The following is a 21138-nucleotide window of genomic DNA, read 5'->3' as shown; positions in this document are numbered from 1 at the left end:
AGGCCGGAGCTTGGATGGAATATTGACCGCAAACGCGGGAAGCCTGCAATCCCCTTCAAGCAAATAATTTCATTGTCAGGCAAAATTGTTCACTCGAAACGAGCGGTTAACGCCGCGTAAATTCGTCTTGACAAGTCCGGGATTCGGGCGGAACTTATGAAAAAAATTTCACTCTCTTGAAAGAGAGCGGCGAGCGGTGGATTCGGAACCGGGCGTCGGCAAAGAAGGGGAAAACCGATGTCAGACCTGCATCAGCGCATCGAGGCGCTGTACCGCTCCGACTTGCGCGGATCCGCGCTCCTGATCGTCTGCCTGTGGGCGACGATCCTCTTCGTCCTCTTCATGACATGGCCATTCATTCCGCAGGGCGGCATCAAGGCCGTCGTCGCCATGGCCGCCGCCGCGGTGCTGATCTTCAACACGGCAGCCATCCTGGCGATGGTCAAACACTACAAGGAAGACAAGGAGTTCATCTACGGGCTCGACATCAAGAACGCCGACGCATCCCGCAACCGCAAGTCCTGAGGGGAGAAACAATGTCCCGCTATACGCCGCCGGAGCAGAGCAAGGCCGGGCAAGTCTTCGACATCGCCGTTGTCGTGGTCGCCATCTTCGTGGCGCTATGGCTACCGCTGAAGCTTGGTCTTGCCGGTGCCGCGAAATCCATCGACGCGCTCGATGCCAAGACCTGGGAAGCGCTCGGGCAGAATCCGACCATGGCGTCGATCTGGGAAAAGCTCGGCTATACGCCGGAGACCGCGCACGACGTCATCCAGAACCGGTTCCACTACATCATCGACTGGCCGACGCTGATCATCATGGCGGCCGTGCTGATCGGTTATTTCGTGTTCCTGTTCCGGGCATCCGACCGCGAATATCGCGATGTCATCAACGAAAAGTTCGACGACAAATAAAGTCTGGCGACGAAGAATTTGGGGACACGATCATGTGGGTGGCACTCTCTTACGCATGCTGGGGCATCTCGATCGTGCTCGCGCTGTGGATGCTCTACGACTGGTTCAAGGTCGATACGAACTACTCCGAGGACGTTCTGACCTCGTCGCGTGAAGGCGAGCTCGAAGCTGTTTCCGAAAAACACCGGATCTGAGTGGGGATTGATCGATGACGGTCGCGCTTGAAAACACCACCACCACTACAATTCACGGCGACCGTGTATCGCTGCTTCGGGTGCTTGGCCCGGCCCATGTCTGGGCGCTCGGTGTCGGCATCGTTCTGGTCGGCGAGTTCACCGGCTGGAATTTCTCGGCCGACAAGGGCGGCGCGCTGGCGGCCCTGATCGTGTGCTGGGTCGTCGGGCTGCTCTACACCTCGGTGGCCATGATCGATTCCGAGGTGACGTCGACGGTGGCCGCCGCCGGCGGCCAGTATGCGCAGGCCAAGCACATCGTCGGCCCGCTGATGGCGTTCAACGTCGCGCTGTTCCTGGTCTTTGCCTATACGATGCTGGAAGTATCCGACGCCATCCTGCTCGGCGACACCATCGTCGCCAAGGCGGGAGTCGAAGGGCTGACCCACAATTCCTTCATCGCCGCCACCATCGTGGTCCTGGCCTGGCTCAACTATCGCGGCGTGCTGATGACGCTCAACGTCAACTTCGTCATCACGGCCATCGCCTATGTCTCGATCGTCGTCCTGTTCTTCTCGGTCAGCCCGTGGACGCAAGGCGCGGTGCTGAAGCTCAACGAACTGGTCACTCCAGGCAATGCGCTGCCCTATGGCTGGATCGGTGTCATCGCCGCCTTCCAGTTCGGCATCTGGTATTATCTCGGCATCGAAGGCACCACGCAGGCGGCCGAGGAAGTGCGCTCGCCGGCACGCTCGCTGCCCTACGGCACCATGGCCGGCATGATCACGCTTCTGATCGCCGCCGCCATGACCTGGTATGTCTGCGCCTCGCTGATGCCCTGGGAATATCTCGGCATCACCTATTATCCGCTGTGGGATGCCGGCAAGCTGACCGGAAGCCCGCTGCTCGAGAACCTTCTGTTCATAGCGACGCTGCTCGCCGCGCTTGCCTCCGCCAATGGCTGCATCAACGACGCGGCGCGCGCCTGGTTCTCGCTCGGCCGCGACCGCTATCTGCCGAGCTGGTTTTCGGCGGTGCATCCGAAATATCGCACGCCCTACCGCTCGATCCTGTTCCTGCTGCCGATCGCGCTGGCTTTCGCCTTCATCGCCGATCTCAACCAGGCGATCACCTTCTCGATCCTGTCGGGCGTGCTGCAATACACTTTCATGAGCATCAACATCATGATGTTCAGGAAGAAGTGGCCGCTGGGCTCGATCCGCCGCGGCTACACGCACCCCTTCCATCCGCTGCCGGCAATCGTCCTGTTCTGCCTGTGCGTGGTGACCTTCTTCGCCATCTTCCTCGGCTTCGGCTCGCAGTTGATCGCCATGGTCGCCTTCTATTTCCTGATCTCGCTGTGGTTCCATTTCTACCGCTACAAATTCGTGCGGCGCGGCGACCAGTTCACCATGCCGTGGCCGAAACCGCAGGGCTATTGATGGGAGTAGGCCCGCCCAGGATCTGGACGGGCCTTGCACGATAAAATGTCCGAAGTGACATCAGCACTGCTTGCCGGGGCAATTGTCCTGGCTCTCGTTCTTCATTTCGCGTGGCTGGCACGCCGCAGCCGCGACAGAGCCTCGGCAGCGCTCGCCGCCGATACGGCCAGCATTCGCACTGTCGTCGCGGACGCGGCCAATGTCTCTGACGGCACCGCCGGCGTCATCACCTGGGAAGGTTCCTGGAACGGCCAGCGCGTGCAGGTACGCACCATCATCGACACGCTGGCGACGCGGAAACTGCCGGCGCGCTGGCTTAGTGTTTCGATCACAGAGAAGGTCGCGGTGTCAGCCATTTTCGACATGATGATGCGGCCGGGCTCGCCGACGACGTTCTCGAATTTCGATCATCTGGACCATACGCTGCCGAAAGCTCCGGGATTTCCAGCCGAGGCGGTGCTGCGGACGGACTGCCGAGGCACGCGCTTCCCCCAAGGCATCATCGCCGGTCATCTCGAAGCCTTTGGGGATGGCCGCGCCAAGGAACTGCTGATCACGCCAAACGGAGTGCGCATCGTGTGGCTGCTAGCCGAGGCCGAGCGGGCACGTTACGGTGTCTTCCGGCAAGCCGCGTTCGGTGACACGCGGATCGATGCGACGCTGATCGAGCGGCTGCTCATCTCTCTCTCGAAGCTGCGCGACGCCATCAACCGAAGCGAACGGCAGGCCGCATGAGCACTTCAAACACTTCGCCGGCACCAGTGAGCCCTTATCTCGTCCTGGGCGCCGCAATCGTGCTGCCGGCAAGCGGTCATGTCATTCTTGGCGTACCGGTGCGCGGATTGCAGTTCCTTTTCTTCATGGTGATCCTCGCGTGGGTGACCGCCAAGATTTCGCCGCCGGATGCCAGCTTCGTCGGCCGTCACGCCGGCGGCTTCCTGATCTATGCGCTGTCGATCCTCGACGCCTACAAGATCGCTCGTATCCGTACCGCCAAATGGGCTCATAATGCACGATCGGACGGCGATGATACGCGGAGCGGCATTGAGCCACATACGTAACCAGAGGAAAATTTTTTTCATCCCATTGAATTCGGTGATTTCATTCGGTACATCATCTCTAGTCACAAACGTCGGGAGGCTGACATGTGCGGAATCGTTGGACTTTTCCTGAAGGACAAGGCGTTGGAGCCGAAGCTCGGCGCGATGCTGTCGGAGATGCTGGTATCGCTCAGCGACCGCGGCCCTGACAGCGCCGGCATCGCCATCTATGGCGCGACGTCAGGCAACGAGGCCAAGATCACCATCCAGTCGCCGAAGCCGGAACGCGATTTCCGCGGCCTGGACGCCGAACTCGCCAAGGCTCTCGGAGCGCCAGTCAGCATTGCGGTGAAATCGACCCACGCGGTGGTCAGGACCGCGCCCGACAAGGTCGACGCGGCGCGTGAAGCCCTCCAGTCGCTGAGACCCGACATCCGCATCATGGGCGCCGGCGAAGCGGTGGAGATCTACAAGGAGGTCGGCCTGCCCGAAGCCGTCGTCGATCGCTTCGACGTGCGCAAGATGACCGGTACGCATGGCATCGGCCACACTCGCATGGCGACGGAATCGGCGGTGACGACGATGGGCGCGCATCCCTTCTCGACCGGCGCCGACCAGTGCCTGGTGCACAATGGTTCGCTGTCCAATCACAACAATGTCCGCCGCGAGCTGGTGCGCGAGGGCATGAAATTCGAAACCGAGAACGATACCGAAGTTGCGGCCGCCTACCTTTCCTCGCAAATGGCGCATGGCAAGAACCTCGGCGAGGCGCTGAAAGGCACGCTCTCCGACCTGGACGGTTTCTTCACCTTCGTCGTCGGTACCAAGAATGGTTTTGGCGTGGTGCGCGATCCGATCGCCTGCAAGCCCGCCGTGATGGCCGAGACCGACCAGTATGTCGCCTTCGGCTCGGAATATCGCGCGTTGACCAAACTGCCCGGCATAGACAATGCGAGGGTCTGGGAACCGGAGCCCGCAACCGTCTATTTCTGGGAGCATTGAGTTCATGCCGGCAACCTCCAAGGCAATGCGCGACAGCCATGCGCGCGTCTTCGACCTCGACATCCTGTCGCTGCGCGAACTCAACCAGGCGCTGCACAATCTGGCTCCCGGTTCGAACGAGACGGCGTGGGAAGTGCTCAACCCGAAAGGCAGCCATTCGGTCGCCGTCGGCGTCGACCTGCCCGTCAGCATCGATGTGCGCGGCAGTGTCGGCTATTACTGCGGCGGCATGAATTCGGGCAGCACGATCACCGTGCACGGCTCGGCCGGCCCGGGCGTCGGCGAGAACATGATGTCGGGTTCCATCGTCATCAAGGGCGACGCCAGCCAGTATGCCGGCGCCACCGGCAAGGGCGGGCTGCTGGTCATCGAAGGCAATGCCTCCTCGCGCTGCGGTATCTCGATGAAGGGCATCGACATCGTCGTGCACGGCAATATCGGCCATATGTCGGCCTTCATGGCGCAGTCCGGCAACCTCGTGGTGCTGGGCGATGCCGGCGACGCGCTGGGCGATTCCATCTACGAGGCGCGGCTCTTCGTACGCGGCAAGGTCGACAGCCTGGGCGCCGACTGCATTGCCAAGGAGATGCGGCCCGAGCATCTGGAGTTGCTGCAGGGCCTGCTCGATCGCGCTGGCGTCACCGGCGTCAAGCCGTCGGAGTTCAAGCGCTACGGCTCGGCGCGCACGCTCTACAATTTCAATATCGACAACGCCGACGCGTATTGAGGCAGCATGACCTATCGCAACCCGCCGACGACGCCGCGCAAATCAGCGACTTTCGACGACTACACGCTTTCCGAAATCCGCCGCGCCGCCGCGACCGGCATCTACGATATCAGAGGTGCCGGCGCCAAGCGCAAGCTGCCGCATTTCGATGATCTTCTGTTCCTCGGCGCCTCGATCTCGCGCTATCCGCTGGAAGGCTACCGCGAGCGCTGCGACACGTCAGTCGTGCTGGGGTCGCGCCATGCCAAGAAGCCGATCGAGCTGAAAATTCCGATCACTATCGCCGGCATGAGCTTCGGCTCGCTGTCCGGCCCGGCGAAAGAAGCGCTCGGGCGCGGCGCGACGCTGGCGGGCACCTCGACCACGACCGGCGATGGCGGCATGACCGAGGAAGAACGCGGCCATTCCAAGCAACTGGTCTATCAATACCTGCCGTCGCGCTACGGCATGAACCTGCGAGACCTGCGCCGTGCCGATGCGATCGAAGTGGTCGTCGGCCAGGGCGCCAAGCCCGGCGGTGGCGGCATGCTGCTCGGCCAGAAGATTTCCGACCGCGTCGCCGAGATGCGGACGCTGCCGAAGGGCATCGACCAGCGCTCGGCCTCGCGCCATCCCGACTGGACCGGCCCGGACGATCTCGAGATCAAGATCCTCGAACTGCGCGAGATCACCGACTGGGAAAAGCCGATCTACGTCAAGGTCGGCGGCGCCCGCCCCTATTACGACACGGCGCTTGCGGTGAAAGCCGGCGCCGACGTCGTCGTCGTCGACGGCATGCAGGGCGGCACGGCGGCGACGCAGGAAGTGTTCATCGAAAATGTCGGCCAGCCGACGCTCGCCTGTATCAGGCCAGCCGTGCAGGCGCTGCAGGATCTCGGCATGCATCGCAAGGTTCAGCTCATCGTCTCCGGCGGCATCCGCAACGGCGCCGATGTCGCCAAGGCGCTGGCGCTCGGCGTCGACGCGGTGTCGATCGGCACGGCGGCACTCGTGGCGCTCGGCGACAATGATCCCCGCTGGGAGGCGGAGTACAACGAACTCGGCACCACGTCAGGCGCCTATGACGACTGGCATGAGGGCAAAGACCCTGCCGGCATCACCACGCAGGATCCGGAACTGATGAAGCGGGTCGACCCCGTGGCCGCCGGACGCCGGCTGGCGAACTATTTGAAGGTGATGACGCTGGAGGCGCAGACCATCGCCCGCGCTTGCGGCAAGAACAGCCTGCACAATCTCGAACCCGAGGACCTCGTCGCATTGACGATCGAGGCAGCCGCCATGGCCGGCGTACCGCTGGCCGGCACCAACTGGATACCGGGGAAGAACGGCTTCTAGAACACACCCAAAGACATAGCGAGGAACTATAATGGGGAACGATCTCGCCGCATTCGCCAAAGAGAACGGCGTCAAATATTTCATGATTTCCTATACGGACCTGTTCAGTGGCCAGCGTGCCAAGCTGGTGCCGGCGCAGGCGATATCAGACATGCAGAAGGATGGTGCCGGCTTCGCCGGCTTTGCCACCTGGCTCGATCTGACGCCGGCGCATCCCGACATGCTGGCGGTGCCGGATCCGACCTCGGTCATCCAACTGCCGTGGAAACCGGAAGTCGCCTGGGTCGCCGCCAACTGCATCATGGACGACAAGGAGGTCGGCCAGGCGCCGCGCAACACGCTGAAGCGGCTGATCGCCGAGGCAGCCGCCGACGGCATGCACGTCAAGACCGGCGTCGAGGCCGAGTTCTTCCTGATCTCGCCGGACGGCAAGGCGATCTCCGATGAATACGACACGGCATCGAAGCCTTGCTACGACCAGCAGGCGGTGATGCGCCGCTATGATGTCATCGCCGAGATTTGCGATCATATGCTGGCGCTCGGCTGGGGCGCCTACCAGAACGACCACGAGGACGCGAACGGCCAGTTCGAGATGAACTGGGCCTTCGACGACGCGCTGCCGACCGCCGACAAGCACTCCTTCTTCAAGTTCATGGTCAAGTCGATCGCGGAAAAGCATGGGCTGCGCGCGACTTTCATGCCCAAGCCGTTCCAGGGCCTGACCGGCAATGGCTGCCATGCCCATATCTCTGTGTGGGACGAGACCGGCAAGACCAATGTGTTTGCCGACAACTCGATGGAACTCGGCCTCTCGGCCAAGGGCAAGAACTTCCTCGGCGGCATCATGAAGCACGCTTCGGCGCTTGCCGCGATCACCAATCCGACGGTCAATTCCTACAAGCGCATCAACGCGCCGCGCACCATTTCGGGCGCGACCTGGGCGCCGAACACGGTGACCTGGACCGGCAACAACCGCACCCACATGGTGCGCGTGCCGGGGCCGGGCCGCTTCGAACTGCGCCTGCCCGACGGCGCGGCCAACCCGTATTTGCTGCAGGCCGTCATCATCGCCGCCGGCCTCGACGGCATCCGCTCCAAGGCCGATCCCGGCAAGCGCTACGACATCGACATGTACCAGCTCGGCCATACCGTCACGGATGCGCCGAAACTGCCGCTCAACCTGCTCGACGCGCTGCGCGAGTTCGACCACGACAAATCGCTCAAGGCGGCGCTGGGTGAGGAATTTTCGTCGGCATACCTAAAGCTGAAGCACCAGGAATGGAATTCCTATGCTTCGCACTTCACGCAATGGGAGCGCGACCACACGCTGGACATCTGACCTCCAACGCGTAGGGCGAGCGGCCTTGGAATGATTTTATGAAATACTCGATTTTCTCGCTCGCCCGCGCCGCCCTTTCCGGCCACAAGAACTGGCAACGCACCTGGCGCGACGCCGCCCCGAAGGATCGCTACGACGTGGTGATCATCGGCGGTGGCGGCCATGGGCTCGCCACCGCCTGGTTCCTGGCCAGCGAGTTCGGCATCAAAAATGTCGCGGTGCTGGAAAAGGGCTGGATCGGCTCCGGCAATGCCGGCCGCAACACCACCATCATCCGCTCCAACTACGGCCTGCCCGGCAATACCGGCTTCTACGAATTGTCGATGAAGCTGTGGGAGCGGATGGAGCAGGACCTCAACTACAACGCGATGGTCAGCCAGCGCGGCGTCATCAACCTCTACCACTCCGACGCGCAGCGCGACGCCTATGCGCGGCGCGGCAACACCATGCGCATCAACGGCATCGACGCCGAACTGCTCGACCTGGCCGCGGTCAAGAAGATGATCCCGTTCCTGAACTTCGACAATGCGCGCTTTCCCGTGCAGGGCGGGCTGCTGCAACGGCGCGGCGGCACGGCGCGGCATGACGCGGTGGCCTGGGGCTACGCCCACGCTGCCAGCGAACTCGGCGTCGACATCATCCAGAATTGCGAAGTCACCGGCTTTGTCAGGGACGCCAACGGCAAGGTGACCGACGTCGAGACCTCGCGCGGCAGGATCGGCGCCGGCAAGGTCGGCATGGCGGTGGCCGGCTCTTCGTCGCGCGTCGCTGCGATGGCCGGCCTGCGGCTGCCGATCGAAAGCCATGTGCTGCAGGCCTTCGTCTCGGAGGCGATCAAACCGCTCATTCCCGGGGTCATGACATTCGGCGCCGGCCATTTCTATGTCAGCCAGTCCGACAAGGGCGGGCTGGTCTTCGGCGGAGACATCGACGGTTATAATTCCTACGCCCAGCGCGGCAACATGCCTGTCATGGAAGATGTCTGCGAGGGCGGCATGGCGCTGATGCCGATGATCGGACGCGTGCGCCTGCTGCGCCAGTGGGGCGGCATCATGGACATGTCGATGGACGGCTCGCCGATCATCGACAAGACTCCGGTCGACGGGCTCTACCTCAACGCCGGCTGGTGCTATGGCGGCTTCAAGGCGACACCCGGCTCAGGCTTTGTCTTCGCCCATCTGCTCGCCCGCGATGAATCGCATCAGGAGGCCGCCCGCTTCCGCCTCGACCGGTTCCGGTCTGGCGCTGTCATCGACGAAAAGGGCCAGGGCGCCCAACCGAACCTGCACTGAAGGCGGCTGGAACCATGCGCATCACCTGTCCCTTCTGCGGCGAACGCGAACTCGGCGAATTCACCTACCTCGGCGACGCCAAGCCGGTGCGGCCGGCACCTGGAGCATCGGAAGACGAGGTCTACGATTACGTCTATCTGCGCGACAATATCGCCGGCGTGATGGACGAGAACTGGTATCACGGCAGCGGCTGCCGAGCCTGGCTGAAGGTCACTCGCAACACGCTGACACACGAGATTTCGGCGGTCGAACCGGCCGCTGGTGCTGGGGCGAGGCAGGTTGCGAAATGAATATCTTCTGTCAGGTTGGCGCTGCCCCTCATCCGCCTGCCGGCACCTTCTCCCCGTATAGTGACGGGGAGAAGGGAGCTGGCTGCTACTTCGGCGCCCATTCTGCAGCGTCGATGATCGGCGAAACCACCGACGAAGACGTCCTTCTCCCCGTCACTATACGGGGAGAAGTGCCCGGCAGGGCGATGAGGGGCAGCGCCGACCTTCCGATTGTGAGGCGTGCATCGTGACTTCCTTTCAACCCAATCGCCTCACCTCAGGCGGTCTCGTCGACCGCTCCGCGAAGCTGAATTTCCGTTTCGACGGCAAGAGCTTCTCCGGTTTCAAGGGCGACACGCTTGCCTCGGCACTGGTTGCCAACGGCGTCAAGCTGGTTGGCCGCTCGTTCAAGTACCATCGCCCGCGCGGCATCCTGACCGCGGGGTCCGAAGAGCCCAACGCACTGGTGGAACTGCGCAGCGGTGCACGGCGCGAGCCGAACACCAAGGCGACGACGGCGGAGCTCTATGAAGGGCTCGACGCCGCCAGCCAGAACCGCTGGCCGTCGCTCGGCTTCGACGTGATGTCGGTCAACCAGCTGTTCGCGCCGATCTTCGTCGCCGGTTTCTACTACAAGACCTTCATGTGGCCGGCGAAGTTCTGGGAAGCGATCTATGAGCCGGCAATCCGCCGCGCCGCTGGCCTCGGCCGCGCCGCGGGGATCGCGGATCCCGACCATTACGACAAGGCGTGGGCGCATTGCGACGTGCTGATCGCCGGCTCAGGCCCGACCGGCCTCGCGGCCGCCCTCGCAGCAGGCCGCAGCGGCGCCCGCGTCATCCTGTGCGAAGAGGATTTTGTCGTCGGCGGCCGCCTGCTCGCCGATGGCGGCACGATCGACGGCATGCCGGCGGCCGAGTGGCTTTCACGGACGCTGGCTGAACTCGGCTCCCTGCCCGACGTGCGCATCATGACGCGCACGACGCTGTTCGGCGTCTATGATGGCGGCACCTATGGCGCGATCGAGCGTGTCAACGACCACCTGCCCTCGCCGCCGGAGCACCAGGTGCGCCAACGACTGTGGCGGATCGTGGCCAAGCGCTGCGTCGTCGCGGCAGGCGCGCTCGAACGGCCAATCGTCTTTGCCGGCAACGACACGCCAGGCGTGATGATGGCGTCTGCCATGCGCAGCTATATCACCCGTTACGCCGCGGCACCGGCCAAGCGCATCGCGCTGTTCACCAACAACGAGGATGGCTGGCGCACGGTCGAGGCGGCACTCGGCGCCGGGCTGCAGGTCGCCGCCGTGATCGATGCGCGCGCGGAAATCTCGCCCGAGCACCGCTCGCTTGCCACCAAGGGCGGCTTTCCCATCCTGCATGGCTCCGTCAGCGGCATCGATGGCGGCAAGAATGGCGTGCGCAAGATTTCCGTCTCGCTCACCGGCGGCGCGCGCGCCGAAGTGGAAGCCGACGGGCTTGCCGTTTCCGGCGGCTGGAACCCGGCTGTCGGGCTCACCTCCTATCATCGCGGCCGGCCGAAATGGCGCGATGACATCGCCGCCTTCGTGCCCGACGGCGCGCCTCCGGGAATGGTCGCGGCTGGTGCCGCCAACGGTGCCTTCGGACTTGGCGCCTGCCTGCGCGAAGGATTTGCGGCGGGCGCGGCGGCGGCACGCGATGCCGGACACGGCAATGGTTCAGGTTCCACGCCGGTCGCCGATGACGAGGCCTTTTCGCTCACACCGCTGTGGCATGTCGCCGGCAAGGGCAAAGCTTTCGTCGACCAGCAGCACGACGTCACCGCATCGGATATCGAGCTGGCGAAGCGCGAAGGTTTTGAATCGGTCGAGCACCTGAAGCGCTACACCACGCTCGGCATGGCGACCGACCAGGGCAAGACCTCGAACGTCGCTGGCCTCGCGATCATGGCGGCGGTCACTGGCAAGTCCATTCCAGAGACCGGCACGACAATATACCGGCCGCCCTATGTGCCGGTCGCCATCGGCGCCTTCGCCGGCCATCATCGCGACGAGACTTTTCACGCGACGCGGCTGACGCCGTCGCATCATTGGGCGGCCGAGCAGGGTGCGATCTTCGTCGACACCGGGCTGTGGAAGCGCGCGCAATGGTATCCGCGCACTGGCGAGAAGGACTGGCTGGAATCCGTGACCCGCGAGGTCAAGGCAGTGCGCAGCGGCGTCGGCTTCTGCGATGTCTCGACACTCGGCAAGATCGACGTGCATGGCGCGGACGCCGGCGCCTTCCTCGATCGTGTCTACATCAACACCTTCTCCAACCTTGCTGTGGGAAAAGCGCGCTACGGGCTGATGCTGCGTGAGGACGGCATCGTCTACGATGACGGCACGACGTCACGGCTGGCCGAGGACCACTATTTCCTGACCACCACCACGGCCAAGGCCGGGCTGGTGATGCAGCACCTCGAATTCTGCCGGCAGGTGCTGTTTCCGGAACTCGATGTGCAGCTGACCTCGGTCTCGGACCAGTGGGCGCAATTTTCGATCGCCGGGCCCAAAACCCGCGACCTGTTGAAGGAGATCGTCGATCCATCGGAAGACCTTTCCAACGAAGGGTTCCCCTTCATGGGCGCACGCGAAGTGGCGTTGCGCGGCGGCGTCAGGGCGCGGCTGTTCCGCATCTCCTTCTCCGGCGAAATGGCGTTCGAGATTTCGGTGCCGGCGCGCTACGGCGAGGCGATGGCCCGCAATCTGATGATTGCGGGCAAGCCGTTCGGCGTGACACCTTACGGCACCGAGGCGCTCGGCGTCATGCGCATCGAGAAGGGTCATGTCGCGGGCCCGGAACTCAGCGGCACAACGACCGCCGCCGACCTTGGCCTTGGCAAGATGATGTCGACCAAGAAGGATTTCATCGGCCGCGTCATGGCCGGCCGCGAGGCGCTGGTCGCAGCGGATCGTCAGGTCGTCGTCGGCATCAAGCCGACCGACAAGGTGCGGCGCTTGCGCTCCGGCGCGCACATCATTCCGAAGGGACAAACACCTGGACCCGGTAATGACCAGGGCTATGTCACCTCGGTCTGCTTCTCGCCGACGCTTGATCAGTGGATCGGGCTCGCCCTTGTCGAGCACGGCCGCGAGCGTATCGGCGAGATCGTGCATGCACACGATCCGCTGCGCGGCGAGGATTATGACGTCGAGATTTGCAACCCCGTCTTCTACGATCCAGATGGAGGGCGCCAGCGTGGCTGAGTTTTCCTGGGAAACCCGCAGCCCGCTCGATCGCGCGCTCGTTTCGGGACCGCATGGCGTGCATGGCGGGGTCGGCGTCACCCTGACCGAAATCCGCAATTTTGACCTCGTCCAGGTGATGGCGCGACGCGGCAAGGCGGCCGACATGGCGAGCGCTGCTAAGGCGCATTTCGGCGTTGCGGTTCCGGAAACACCGAAGACGGCTGGAGCAACCGAAGCCACGCTCATCTGGTCGGGACCGGATCAGTTCTTCGTGCTGTCGAAAGGCGGCAGACATCAGGTGGCGTCGCTGTCCCCTGCGTTCGCGGCCTCGGCTTCGCTGTCGGACCAGTCACATGCGCGGCTGTTGATCAGAATTTCCGGCGCCAAGGCACGCGCCCTGCTCGCCAAACTGTCGTCGATAGATCTGTATCCGGCGACGTTCCCGGTCGGAGCCGCGGCAGCCACATCGATGGACCACACCAGCGTCACGCTGTGGCGCGGCAATGATGCGCCGGACGGCCAGGCCGTGTTCAACGTCCTGGTGTTCGCGACCTTCGCCGAAAGCCTGTGGCACACGATGCTGGACTCGGGTGCCGAGTATAGAATCGAGATCGGGCATTCGGAGGACTTGGCGTAGCACCGCGCTTCTACCGCCGCCTTGCCAAACTCCGCTCCGCTGCTATTCTTGGTGCTAAAATAATTTCACGCACAGGCAAACTTGTTTCTCGAACCGCAAGGCTGAGATGAGCCAGTCGCCCTACCCCGCCGTGACAGCCGGACCGCCTAGGCCAAGCCTGATCCTGCGGCCCGGCCAGATCGCACTGCCGGCCGGCATGGAGCGCTATACCGTACAGGGCAACGGCGCGGTGCTGATCGAGGTCGAGGCCGGCGATACGATCACCGTGCGCAACGTCGAGGGTGGCCAGGCCTGCGAGTTGCTGGCCTGGGACAAGTCGGGCGTCACCGACCCTGGCATTCTCGGCGAAAAATCGAACAGCAATGCCGCCGGCATCAAGGCGCTGCTCGCCGAGGGCGACGACGGTCTCGGCACACTGCGCCGCGGACTCGAGCGTCGCCAGGTTCAGCTCGACCAGGCCAAGGCTGTGCGCGTGTTTGGCGGCGCCACACCGGCCGGTGCCGAGCAGGCATTCGCGATAGCGCGCGATGGTGCGATGCTGATTGCCGCGCCCGGCGGCCCGATGCTGGTCGAAGGCCACGACACGGTGACGCCGCTCAGCGTCATCGTGCGGCGCAACACGATCCGTCTGAAAGCAAAATCCCGGCTTGCCGATCCACTGGCCGATCCGGTGCTCGATCTGCGCGTCCATTCGGCGACGGCCGAATCTTATTTCGTCAAGGCGGGCGACTATCTGCAGATCATCGATGTCGACGGGCGCCAGTGCACCGACTTCCAGTGTTTTTCGGCGCGCAAGCTGGACAAGGGGCTCGACCATCCGCTCGACGTCACGACGACGCGCACGCTGATGGGCGCGAGCTATCCGATGCCCGGCCTGCATTCCAAATACTACGACCAAGACATGGAGCCGCTGGTCGAAGTGGTGCAGGACACGTGCGGCCGGCACGACGCCTTCGCGCTCGCCTGTGCGGCGAAATATTACGACGACATCGGCTATCCCGGCCACACCAACTGCTCGGAGAATTTCAACCGCGCGCTTACCGGCAAGGGCGTCAATCCCCGCGCCGGCTGGATGGCGATCAACTTCTTCTTCAACACGGCGATCGACGCGCATGGCGTGATGGTGTCGGACGAGCCATGGTCCCGGGCCGGCGACTATGTTTTGCTCAGGGCGCTGACCGACATCGTCTGCGTCTCCTCCGCCTGTCCTGACGACACGACGCCGGCCAATGGCTGGGAGCTGACCGACATCCATGTGCGGACCTATTCCGGCCAGCACGAATTCTCGCGAGCGATCGCCAGACGCATGACGCCCGATTCGGAACCGAAAATGACCCGCGAGACAGCTTTTCATTCGAGCTTTGCCAAACACACGCGCGACTTCGTCGAGTACAGGGGCTATTGGCTAGCCAACTCCTTCGCCAGGGAAGGCGCCATCGCCGAATACTGGGCTTGCCGGCAGGACGCGGTGATCATGGACCTGTCGCCGCTGCGCAAATTCGAGGTCACCGGTCCGGATGGCGAAGCGCTACTGCAATACACGCTGACGCGTGACGTCAAGAAGCTCGGCGTCGGCCAGGTCGTCTACTCCGCCATGTGCTACGAGCATGGAGGCATGATCGACGACGGCACGCTGCTGCGGCTCGGCAAGGACAATTTCCGCTGGGTCGGCGGCGACGATCTATCCGGCGAATGGCTGCGCGAGACGGCGACGAAGCTCGGCCTCAACGTGTTGGTGCGCTCGTCCACCGACCAGATGCACAACATCGCCGTGCAAGGGCCAAAGAGCCGCGACATCCTCAAACAGGTGATCTGGACCTCGCCGCTGCAGCCATCGATCGAGGAACTCGAATGGTTCCGCTTCGCCGTGGCGCGCATCGGCGGTGGCAACGGCATTCCCATCGTGGTTTCACGCACCGGCTATACCGGCGAACTCGGCTACGAGATCTGGTGCCATCCGCGCGACGCCGAAAAGGTGTTCGACGCCATCTGGGAAGCCGGCCAGCCGCACGGGCTGAAGCCGATGGGCCTGCAGGCGCTCGACATGGTGCGCATCGAGGCCGGGCTGATCTTCGCCGGTTACGAATTTTCCGACCAGACCGACCCGTTCGAGGCCGGCATCGGCTTCACCGTGCCGCTGAAGACCAAGACCGACGATTTCATCGGCCGCGAGGCGCTGATCCGGCGCAAGGACCACCCGCAGACGAAACTGGTCGGCCTCGACATAGACAGCAATGTCGCCGTCGGCCATGGCGATTGCGTCCATATCGGCCGCGCCCAGATCGGCGTGGTCACGTCGGGCATGCGCTCGCCGGTGCTCGGCAAGACCATCGCGCTGGCGCGGCTCGACGTCACCCATGCGGCAGTCGGCACGGAGGTCGAGATCGGCAAGCTCGACGGCCATGCCAAGCGGCTGCCGGCGCGGGTCGTGGCCTTTGCCCACTACGATCCGCAGAAGACCAAGCCGCGCTCCTGACCTGCCCTTTTTGGGTTCGCAAAACGCCCGCCGGCCACGCCGCCGGACACTTTTTCATCCACGCGCGCAAGCGTGATGTGCACGGCTTCACAAATCGCTTGACGTGAAAGCGCGCCGGATCGATCTTCACTCCTAAGAAAAAAATACGACTGAGTGGAAACACTGCGGCCGGAACGATCATTTGCCGGGGAGCAAGCTTCGCGTAGCCGAGGCATCGCTGGCGGGGAGCATCGAAAAAGGGGAACTCATCGACATGAGCACGATAAGTACGGTCCTGGACCAGCCTGCCGAAAGCAAGCTGCTCAGGCATATCGACTGGCGCGGCGCCTTCTGGGTGGCGAGCGGCGTTCCGGCGCTGGTCCTGTTCTCGATCGGCGGCATTGCCGGCACGACGGGAAAGCTGGCCTTCCTGATCTGGACGGTGTCCATGATCATGGGCTTCCTGCAGTCCTTCACCTATGCCGAGATCGCCGGCCTATTTCCGAACAAGTCCGGCGGCGCCTCGATCTACGGCGCCACGGCCTGGCTGCGCTATTCCAAGTTCATCGCGCCGCTGTCGGTGTGGTGCAACTGGTTTGCCTGGTCGCCGGTCCTTTCGCTCGGCTGCTCGATCGCCGCCGCCTACATCCTAAACGCCCTGGCGCCGGTGCCGCTGTTCACCGAAACCTCGCCCGATGTCGTCGCCTACATCGCCGCGCATGCCGGAACGAGTGCCGCCGATGCGATCACTGCGGTGACGGCCGCCGCGACGCCGGCGATCCGTAACTGGACGCTGTGGAGCCACACGCTGGGTCCGGTCTCGTTCACGCTCAACGCCACCTTCTTCATCGGCGCGGTACTGATGTTGATCATCTTCTCGATCCAGCATCGCGGCATCCTGGGCACCGCCAGCGTGCAGAAATATATCGGACTGCTGGTCATCATCCCGATGCTGATCGTCGGGGTGGTGCCGATCTTCACCGGCCAGATCGACTGGTCGAACTTTTCGCCGCTGGTGCCGCTCGCCGCAGCCTACGCACCCGAGCCCGGTTCCTGGAACATCGCCGGCTGGACATTGGCGCTCGGCGGCATGTTCATCGCCGCGTGGTCGACCTATGGTTTCGAAACGGCCGTCTGCTACACGTCGGAATTCAAGAACCCCGGCACCGATACGTTCAAGGCGATCTTCTATTCCGGCCTGCTGTGCATGCTTTTGTTCATCCTGGTGCCCTTCACCTTCCAGGGCGTGCTGGGCCTGAACGGCATGCTGGCAACGCCGATCGTCGACGGCTCCGGCGTGGCCGATGCGCTGGCCGGCATGGTCGGCGGCGGCAGGCTGATCCACAGTCTTCTGGTGATGCTGATGATCCTGGCGCTGGTGCTCTGCATCATGACGGCGATGGCCGGCTCGTCGCGCACGCTCTACCAGGGCTCGGTCGACGGCTGGCTGCCGCGCTATCTCAGCCACGTCAACGAGCACGGCGCGCCGACGCGAGCCATGTGGACCGATCTCTGCTTCAACCTGGTCGTGCTGGCCATCGCATCGGCCGACGCGACGAGCTTCTTCTTCATCCTCGCCGTGTCGAATTGCGGCTACATCATCTTCAACTTCCTCAATCTCAACGCCGGCTGGATCCACCGCATCGACAACGGCCATATCGCACGGCCATGGAAAGCGCCGAGCTGGCTCTTGGGGATCGGGGCGATCTTCGCCTATGTCAACGCCATCTTCATGGGCGCAGGCGCCAAGGTGTGGAACCCGATGGCGCTGTGGGCGGGGCTGATCACGGCCGCGCTGATCATCCCAGTGTTCTGCTTCCGCCACTACATCCAGGACAAGGGCAAATTCCCCGACCACATGCTGGCCGACCTCGGCATGGCGGGAGCCGACCTTTCGATCAAAAAGGCGGGCATGCTGCCCTATCTGACGCTGGTCGCCGGCGTGGCGGTCATGCTCATCGCCAATTGGGTGTTCGTCATCTGATGGTCTGACCGCCAGGCGGGCCAAGCCACTGCATCAAGAAAAACCGGCCGGTCGCAAATCGACGGGCCGGTTTTTTTCTTATTCGGCCGCCAACGCCAGTTGCGGACGTTCGATGCCTTCGATCGCTTCCGGCTCCGGACCCTGTTCGTCGGTCTTCGCCTTCTTGGGCTCGCGGCCGAAGAAGAGCGCATACCCCGCCGGCAGCACCAGGATGGTCAGCACGGTAGCGACCATGATGCCGCCCATCATGGCGTAGGCGAGCGGCCCCCAGAACACGGCACGCGAGATCGGGATCAGCGCCAGCACCGCGGTCATCGCCGTCAGCACGATCGGCCTGAAGCGGCGCACCGCCGAGCCGATGATCGCCTCGGAACGGTCCATGCCCCTGGCAATGTCCTGATCGATCTGGTCGACCAGGATGATCGAGTTGCGCATGATGATGCCGAGCAGCGCGATGACGCCGAGGATGGCGACGAAGCCGAACGGCGCGCCGCTGATCAGCAGAGCGGCGGCGGCACCGATGATGCCGAGCGGACCGGTGGCCAGCACCAGCATCGCCTTGCCGAAGTTCTGCAGCTGGATCATCAAGAGCACGACGATGATGGCCAGCATGATCGGCGCCTTGGCGGCGATCGAAGCCTGGCTTTCGGCCGAATCCTCGGCCCCGCCCTGGATCTCGATCTTGTAACCAGGCGCCAGGCCGTCACGCAGGCCCTGCATGTCCTTGTACATCTTGGTGACGACGTCGTTGGACTGCACGCCGTCGGGCAATGTGGCGCGCACGCTGATCGTCGGCAGGCGGTCGCGGCGCCACTCTATGCCCTGCTCCATCACCGGCACCACCTTGGCCACCTGCGACAGCGGCACGAAGCCGCCGAAATCGGTCGGGATATAGACCGAGTCGACCGACGACAGCAGGCTGCGGCTGGCATCCGGCTCGCGGGCGACGATGGACACCGTCTCCTCGCCATCGCGGAAATCGTCGAGCGGCGCGCCCGACATCGCGGCCTGCAGCATCTGGCGGATGCGCTGCGAGGTGACGCCGAGCGCACGGGCGCGATCCTGGTCGATGACCAGTTTCATCGCCGGAACAGGCTCCAGCCAGTCGTCATGCACCGCGCCGAGCAGCGGATTCTGCCGGAACTTCGCCTTCACCTGGTCGGCGATGCGGCGCACCTCCTGGCGGTCCGGACCCATGACGCGCATCTGCACGGGCCAGCCGGTCGGGGGTCCAAGGAACAGGCGGTCGACCTTGGCGCGGATCGACGGGAAATCCTGCGCCAGAACCGTGCGCAGCTTGACGATCAGCCGCTCGCGCGCCGGCTCGTCATTGGCCATGACAAGCATCTGGGCGAAGTTAGGGTTGCGCAGTTGCTGGTCGAGCGGCAGGAAGAAGCGCGGGGCGCCCTCGCCGATATAGGTGGCGATGAAACGCTTGTCCTTGTCGTCCATCATCTTGGCTTCCAGGGCCTTGGCCTGCGCCTCGACCTCCTTGATGCTGGTGCCTTCCGGCAGCCAGAGGTCGACGAGGATTTCGGGCCGCGACGATTGCGGGAAGAAATTCTGCGGGATGAACTGGAACGCCCACAGACTGGTGCCGAAAGTCACCAGCGTCATCACCAGGACGATGATGCGGTGGCGCACGGCCCAGCCGACCGTGGCGCGCAGCCGACGATAGAAGCTCGTGTCGAAGGCGTCGTGATGGCTGCCGGCATGCTTGCGCTGCTTCAGGATCATATGCCCCAGCCACGGCGTGAAATAGACGGCCACGAACCACGACACGATCAACGCGATGCCGACGACATAGAACAGGGTGCGCACATATTCGCCAGCCGTCGAAGCGGCGAAGCCGACCGGGATGAAGCCGGCGGTGGTGATCAGCGTGCCGGTCAGCATCGGGAAGGCGGTCGAGGAATAGGCGAAGCTCGCCGCCTCGATCTTGACCAGCCCCTCCTCGAGCTTCCGCTCCATCATCTCGACGACGATCATGGCATCGTCGACGAGCAGGCCGAGCGCGATGATCAGCGCGCCCAGCGAAATGCGCTGCAGGTCGATGCCGATCTCGTACATGATGGCGAAGGTGGCGGCGAGCACCAGCGGTATGGCGATGGCGATCACCAGGCCCGAGCGCCAGCCGATCGACAGGAACGAGACGACGAGCACGATCAGCAACGCTTCGCCGAGCGCATGCATGAATTCGCTGACGGCATCCCTGACGACTTCAGGCTGGTCGGAAATCTGGTCGACCGAAACGCCGTAGGGCAGCGCTTCCTCGAAGCGCTTGTAGGTCGCCTCGACATCCTTGCCGACGTCGGTGACCTTAAAACCCTTGGCCATGACGACGCCAAGCTGCACGCTGTCGTGACCATTGAAGCGGTATTTGCGCTGGAAGGGGTCTTCCAGCCCCGAAGTCACGGTGGCGATGTCGCCCAACCGGGTGACCTGGCCGCCGGCGCGCAGGCGCAGTTCGCGGATGTCGGCCGCCTTGGCGACGTCGCCTTCGACCGAAATGCGCACCGAATTGACGCCGGTGTCGACGGAGCCCGCGGGGTCGACGTTGTTCTGGCCCTTGATCGCGTTCTGCAGGTCGGTCAGCGTCAGGCCGCGTTCGGCCAGCGCCTTGGACGAGACATCGATATAGAGTTTTTCCGGCTGGTCGCCGATGATGACCGCCTTCTCGACGCCAGGCGTAGTCAACAGCATGTCACGCGCCTGGATGGCGAACTTCTTCAGCTCCGGATAGGAGAAGCCGTCGCCGCTGATAGAATGCAGCGTGATGAAGGTGTCGCCGAACTCGTCGTTGAAATACGGACCGAGCAGACCCTGCGGCAGGTCGCCCTGGATATCGCTGACCTTCTTGCGCACCTGATAGAAGGCGTCCTTGACTTCTTCGGCATTGGTGTCGCCCTTGATCTGGACAGTGATGATGGCGCTGCCGGCTCGGGTGAAGGAACGCACGAAATCGAGATGCGGCGTCTCCTGCAATTTGCGCTCGATCTTGTTGACGACCTGGTCTTCCATCTCCTGGATCGACGAGCCCGGCCAGATCGCCTGCACGACCATGACGCGGAAGGTGAAGTCGGGATCCTCCTTCTGGCCCATACGCATCAGGCCGAGCGCGCCGGCGATGATGATCAGCCCGAACAGGAAGCGCGCAATCGAGGGATGGCCAATTGCCCAACGAGAGAGATTGAAGGGCCGCTTTTCTTCAGTGGAGGTCGTCATCGGTGCTGGTCCACTTTGCTTGGTTGCCGGCGCCATTGTGCTTCGAGGAAGGTGCTCCGAAGAAGCGCGGCGCGCGAAACGAAATCATCTGCG

17 protein-coding genes are annotated in these 21138 nt (G+C 63.6%); 16 read left to right on the top strand and 1 reads right to left on the bottom strand.

The window, feature by feature from the left end; genetic code table 11:
- Positions 1–237: 237 nt before the first annotated feature.
- The 16 genes from LB543_RS11520 to LB543_RS11445 all read left to right on the top strand — a co-directional run bounded on the left by LB543_RS11520 (position 238) and on the right by LB543_RS11445 (position 17820).
- Positions 238–525 carry a hypothetical protein gene (locus LB543_RS11520; RefSeq protein WP_224614177.1) on the top strand — a complete coding sequence of 96 codons (288 nt, stop codon included), beginning with the start codon at positions 238–240 and terminating at the stop codon, positions 523–525.
- 11 nt (positions 526–536) lie between these two features.
- Entirely contained in the window at positions 537–914 is a 378-nt protein-coding gene (locus LB543_RS11515) for a hypothetical protein (RefSeq protein WP_023771056.1), read from the top strand.
- 32 nt (positions 915–946) lie between these two features.
- Complete coding sequence (locus LB543_RS11510; protein ID WP_027142261.1) at positions 947–1108, top strand: hypothetical protein; 162 nt, start codon at positions 947–949, stop codon at positions 1106–1108.
- Between the two features lie 14 nt (positions 1109–1122).
- A complete protein-coding gene (locus LB543_RS11505; protein WP_140507951.1) occupies positions 1123–2529 on the top strand; it encodes an APC family permease in 1407 nt (468 codons plus the stop codon).
- Positions 2530–2574: 45 nt separating this feature from the next.
- Positions 2575–3264 (top strand): hypothetical protein, encoded by a 690-nt coding sequence (locus tag LB543_RS11500; protein WP_224614176.1) that lies wholly within the window; start codon positions 2575–2577, stop codon positions 3262–3264.
- Positions 3261–3590, top strand: coding sequence for a hypothetical protein (locus tag LB543_RS11495; RefSeq protein WP_140813094.1), 330 nt, complete (start codon positions 3261–3263; stop codon positions 3588–3590). The genes LB543_RS11500 and LB543_RS11495 overlap by 4 nt, the downstream gene beginning before the upstream one ends.
- A gap of 84 nt (positions 3591–3674) precedes the next feature.
- Complete coding sequence (locus LB543_RS11490; protein ID WP_140813093.1) at positions 3675–4571, top strand: class II glutamine amidotransferase; 897 nt, start codon at positions 3675–3677, stop codon at positions 4569–4571.
- Between the two features lie 4 nt (positions 4572–4575).
- Positions 4576–5298 carry a GXGXG domain-containing protein gene (locus LB543_RS11485; protein WP_140813092.1) on the top strand — a complete coding sequence of 241 codons (723 nt, stop codon included), beginning with the start codon at positions 4576–4578 and terminating at the stop codon, positions 5296–5298.
- 6 nt (positions 5299–5304) lie between these two features.
- Entirely contained in the window at positions 5305–6633 is a 1329-nt protein-coding gene (locus tag LB543_RS11480; RefSeq protein WP_140757640.1) for an FMN-binding glutamate synthase family protein, read from the top strand.
- A 31-nt stretch (positions 6634–6664) separates the two neighbouring features.
- Positions 6665–7972 (top strand): type III glutamate--ammonia ligase, encoded by a 1308-nt coding sequence (gene glnT / locus LB543_RS11475; protein ID WP_140813091.1) that lies wholly within the window; start codon positions 6665–6667, stop codon positions 7970–7972.
- Between the two features lie 38 nt (positions 7973–8010).
- Positions 8011–9264 carry a sarcosine oxidase subunit beta family protein gene (locus LB543_RS11470; protein ID WP_140813090.1) on the top strand — a complete coding sequence of 418 codons (1254 nt, stop codon included), beginning with the start codon at positions 8011–8013 and terminating at the stop codon, positions 9262–9264.
- Between the two features lie 14 nt (positions 9265–9278).
- Positions 9279–9554, top strand: coding sequence for a sarcosine oxidase subunit delta (locus LB543_RS11465; protein WP_140813089.1), 276 nt, complete (start codon positions 9279–9281; stop codon positions 9552–9554).
- A gap of 226 nt (positions 9555–9780) precedes the next feature.
- Positions 9781–12762 carry a sarcosine oxidase subunit alpha gene (locus LB543_RS11460; RefSeq protein ID WP_224614175.1) on the top strand — a complete coding sequence of 994 codons (2982 nt, stop codon included), beginning with the start codon at positions 9781–9783 and terminating at the stop codon, positions 12760–12762.
- On the top strand, positions 12755–13381 hold the full coding sequence (locus LB543_RS11455) for a sarcosine oxidase subunit gamma (protein ID WP_224614174.1): 627 nt from the start codon (positions 12755–12757) through the stop codon (positions 13379–13381). The genes LB543_RS11460 and LB543_RS11455 overlap by 8 nt, the downstream gene beginning before the upstream one ends.
- A 106-nt stretch (positions 13382–13487) precedes the next feature.
- Positions 13488–15857 (top strand): DUF1989 domain-containing protein, encoded by a 2370-nt coding sequence (locus LB543_RS11450; protein WP_224614173.1) that lies wholly within the window; start codon positions 13488–13490, stop codon positions 15855–15857.
- A gap of 253 nt (positions 15858–16110) precedes the next feature.
- Positions 16111–17820, top strand: coding sequence for an APC family permease (locus LB543_RS11445; RefSeq protein ID WP_224614172.1), 1710 nt, complete (start codon positions 16111–16113; stop codon positions 17818–17820).
- Between the two features lie 78 nt (positions 17821–17898).
- Here LB543_RS11445 and LB543_RS11440 read toward each other — a convergent pair whose 3' ends face one another.
- Positions 17899–21045: an efflux RND transporter permease subunit gene (locus LB543_RS11440; RefSeq protein ID WP_224614171.1), complete on the bottom strand. Its 3147-nt coding sequence runs from the start codon at positions 21043–21045 to the stop codon at positions 17899–17901.
- Positions 21046–21138 lie beyond the last annotated feature (93 nt).

Origin of the sequence: Mesorhizobium sp. ESP7-2, assembly GCF_020164715.1 — a bacterium.
Classification (GTDB): Bacteria; Pseudomonadota; Alphaproteobacteria; order Rhizobiales; family Rhizobiaceae; genus Mesorhizobium.
This window is presented reverse-complemented; position numbering and strand designations above follow the sequence as displayed.

What these genes read in the sequence shown, in the direction of transcription:
- LB543_RS11445 (WP_224614172.1), top strand. Translation starts at nt 16,111, where the DNA reads ATGAGCACGATAAGTACGGTCCTGGACCAGCCTGCCGAAAGCAAGCTG.
- LB543_RS11490 (WP_140813093.1), top strand. Translation starts at nt 3,675, where the DNA reads ATGTGCGGAATCGTTGGACTTTTCCTGAAGGACAAGGCGTTGGAGCCG.
- LB543_RS11495 (WP_140813094.1), top strand. Translation starts at nt 3,261, where the DNA reads ATGAGCACTTCAAACACTTCGCCGGCACCAGTGAGCCCTTATCTCGTC.
- LB543_RS11450 (WP_224614173.1), top strand. Translation starts at nt 13,488, where the DNA reads ATGAGCCAGTCGCCCTACCCCGCCGTGACAGCCGGACCGCCTAGGCCA.
- LB543_RS11500 (WP_224614176.1), top strand. Translation starts at nt 2,575, where the DNA reads ATGTCCGAAGTGACATCAGCACTGCTTGCCGGGGCAATTGTCCTGGCT.
- LB543_RS11480 (WP_140757640.1), top strand. Translation starts at nt 5,305, where the DNA reads ATGACCTATCGCAACCCGCCGACGACGCCGCGCAAATCAGCGACTTTC.
- LB543_RS11515 (WP_023771056.1), top strand. Translation starts at nt 537, where the DNA reads ATGTCCCGCTATACGCCGCCGGAGCAGAGCAAGGCCGGGCAAGTCTTC.
- LB543_RS11485 (WP_140813092.1), top strand. Translation starts at nt 4,576, where the DNA reads ATGCCGGCAACCTCCAAGGCAATGCGCGACAGCCATGCGCGCGTCTTC.
- LB543_RS11440 (WP_224614171.1), bottom strand. Translation starts at nt 21,045, where the DNA reads ATGACGACCTCCACTGAAGAAAAGCGGCCCTTCAATCTCTCTCGTTGG.
- LB543_RS11465 (WP_140813089.1), top strand. Translation starts at nt 9,279, where the DNA reads ATGCGCATCACCTGTCCCTTCTGCGGCGAACGCGAACTCGGCGAATTC.
- LB543_RS11505 (WP_140507951.1), top strand. Translation starts at nt 1,123, where the DNA reads ATGACGGTCGCGCTTGAAAACACCACCACCACTACAATTCACGGCGAC.
- LB543_RS11470 (WP_140813090.1), top strand. Translation starts at nt 8,011, where the DNA reads ATGAAATACTCGATTTTCTCGCTCGCCCGCGCCGCCCTTTCCGGCCAC.
- LB543_RS11520 (WP_224614177.1), top strand. Translation starts at nt 238, where the DNA reads ATGTCAGACCTGCATCAGCGCATCGAGGCGCTGTACCGCTCCGACTTG.
- glnT (WP_140813091.1), top strand. Translation starts at nt 6,665, where the DNA reads ATGGGGAACGATCTCGCCGCATTCGCCAAAGAGAACGGCGTCAAATAT.
- LB543_RS11510 (WP_027142261.1), top strand. Translation starts at nt 947, where the DNA reads ATGTGGGTGGCACTCTCTTACGCATGCTGGGGCATCTCGATCGTGCTC.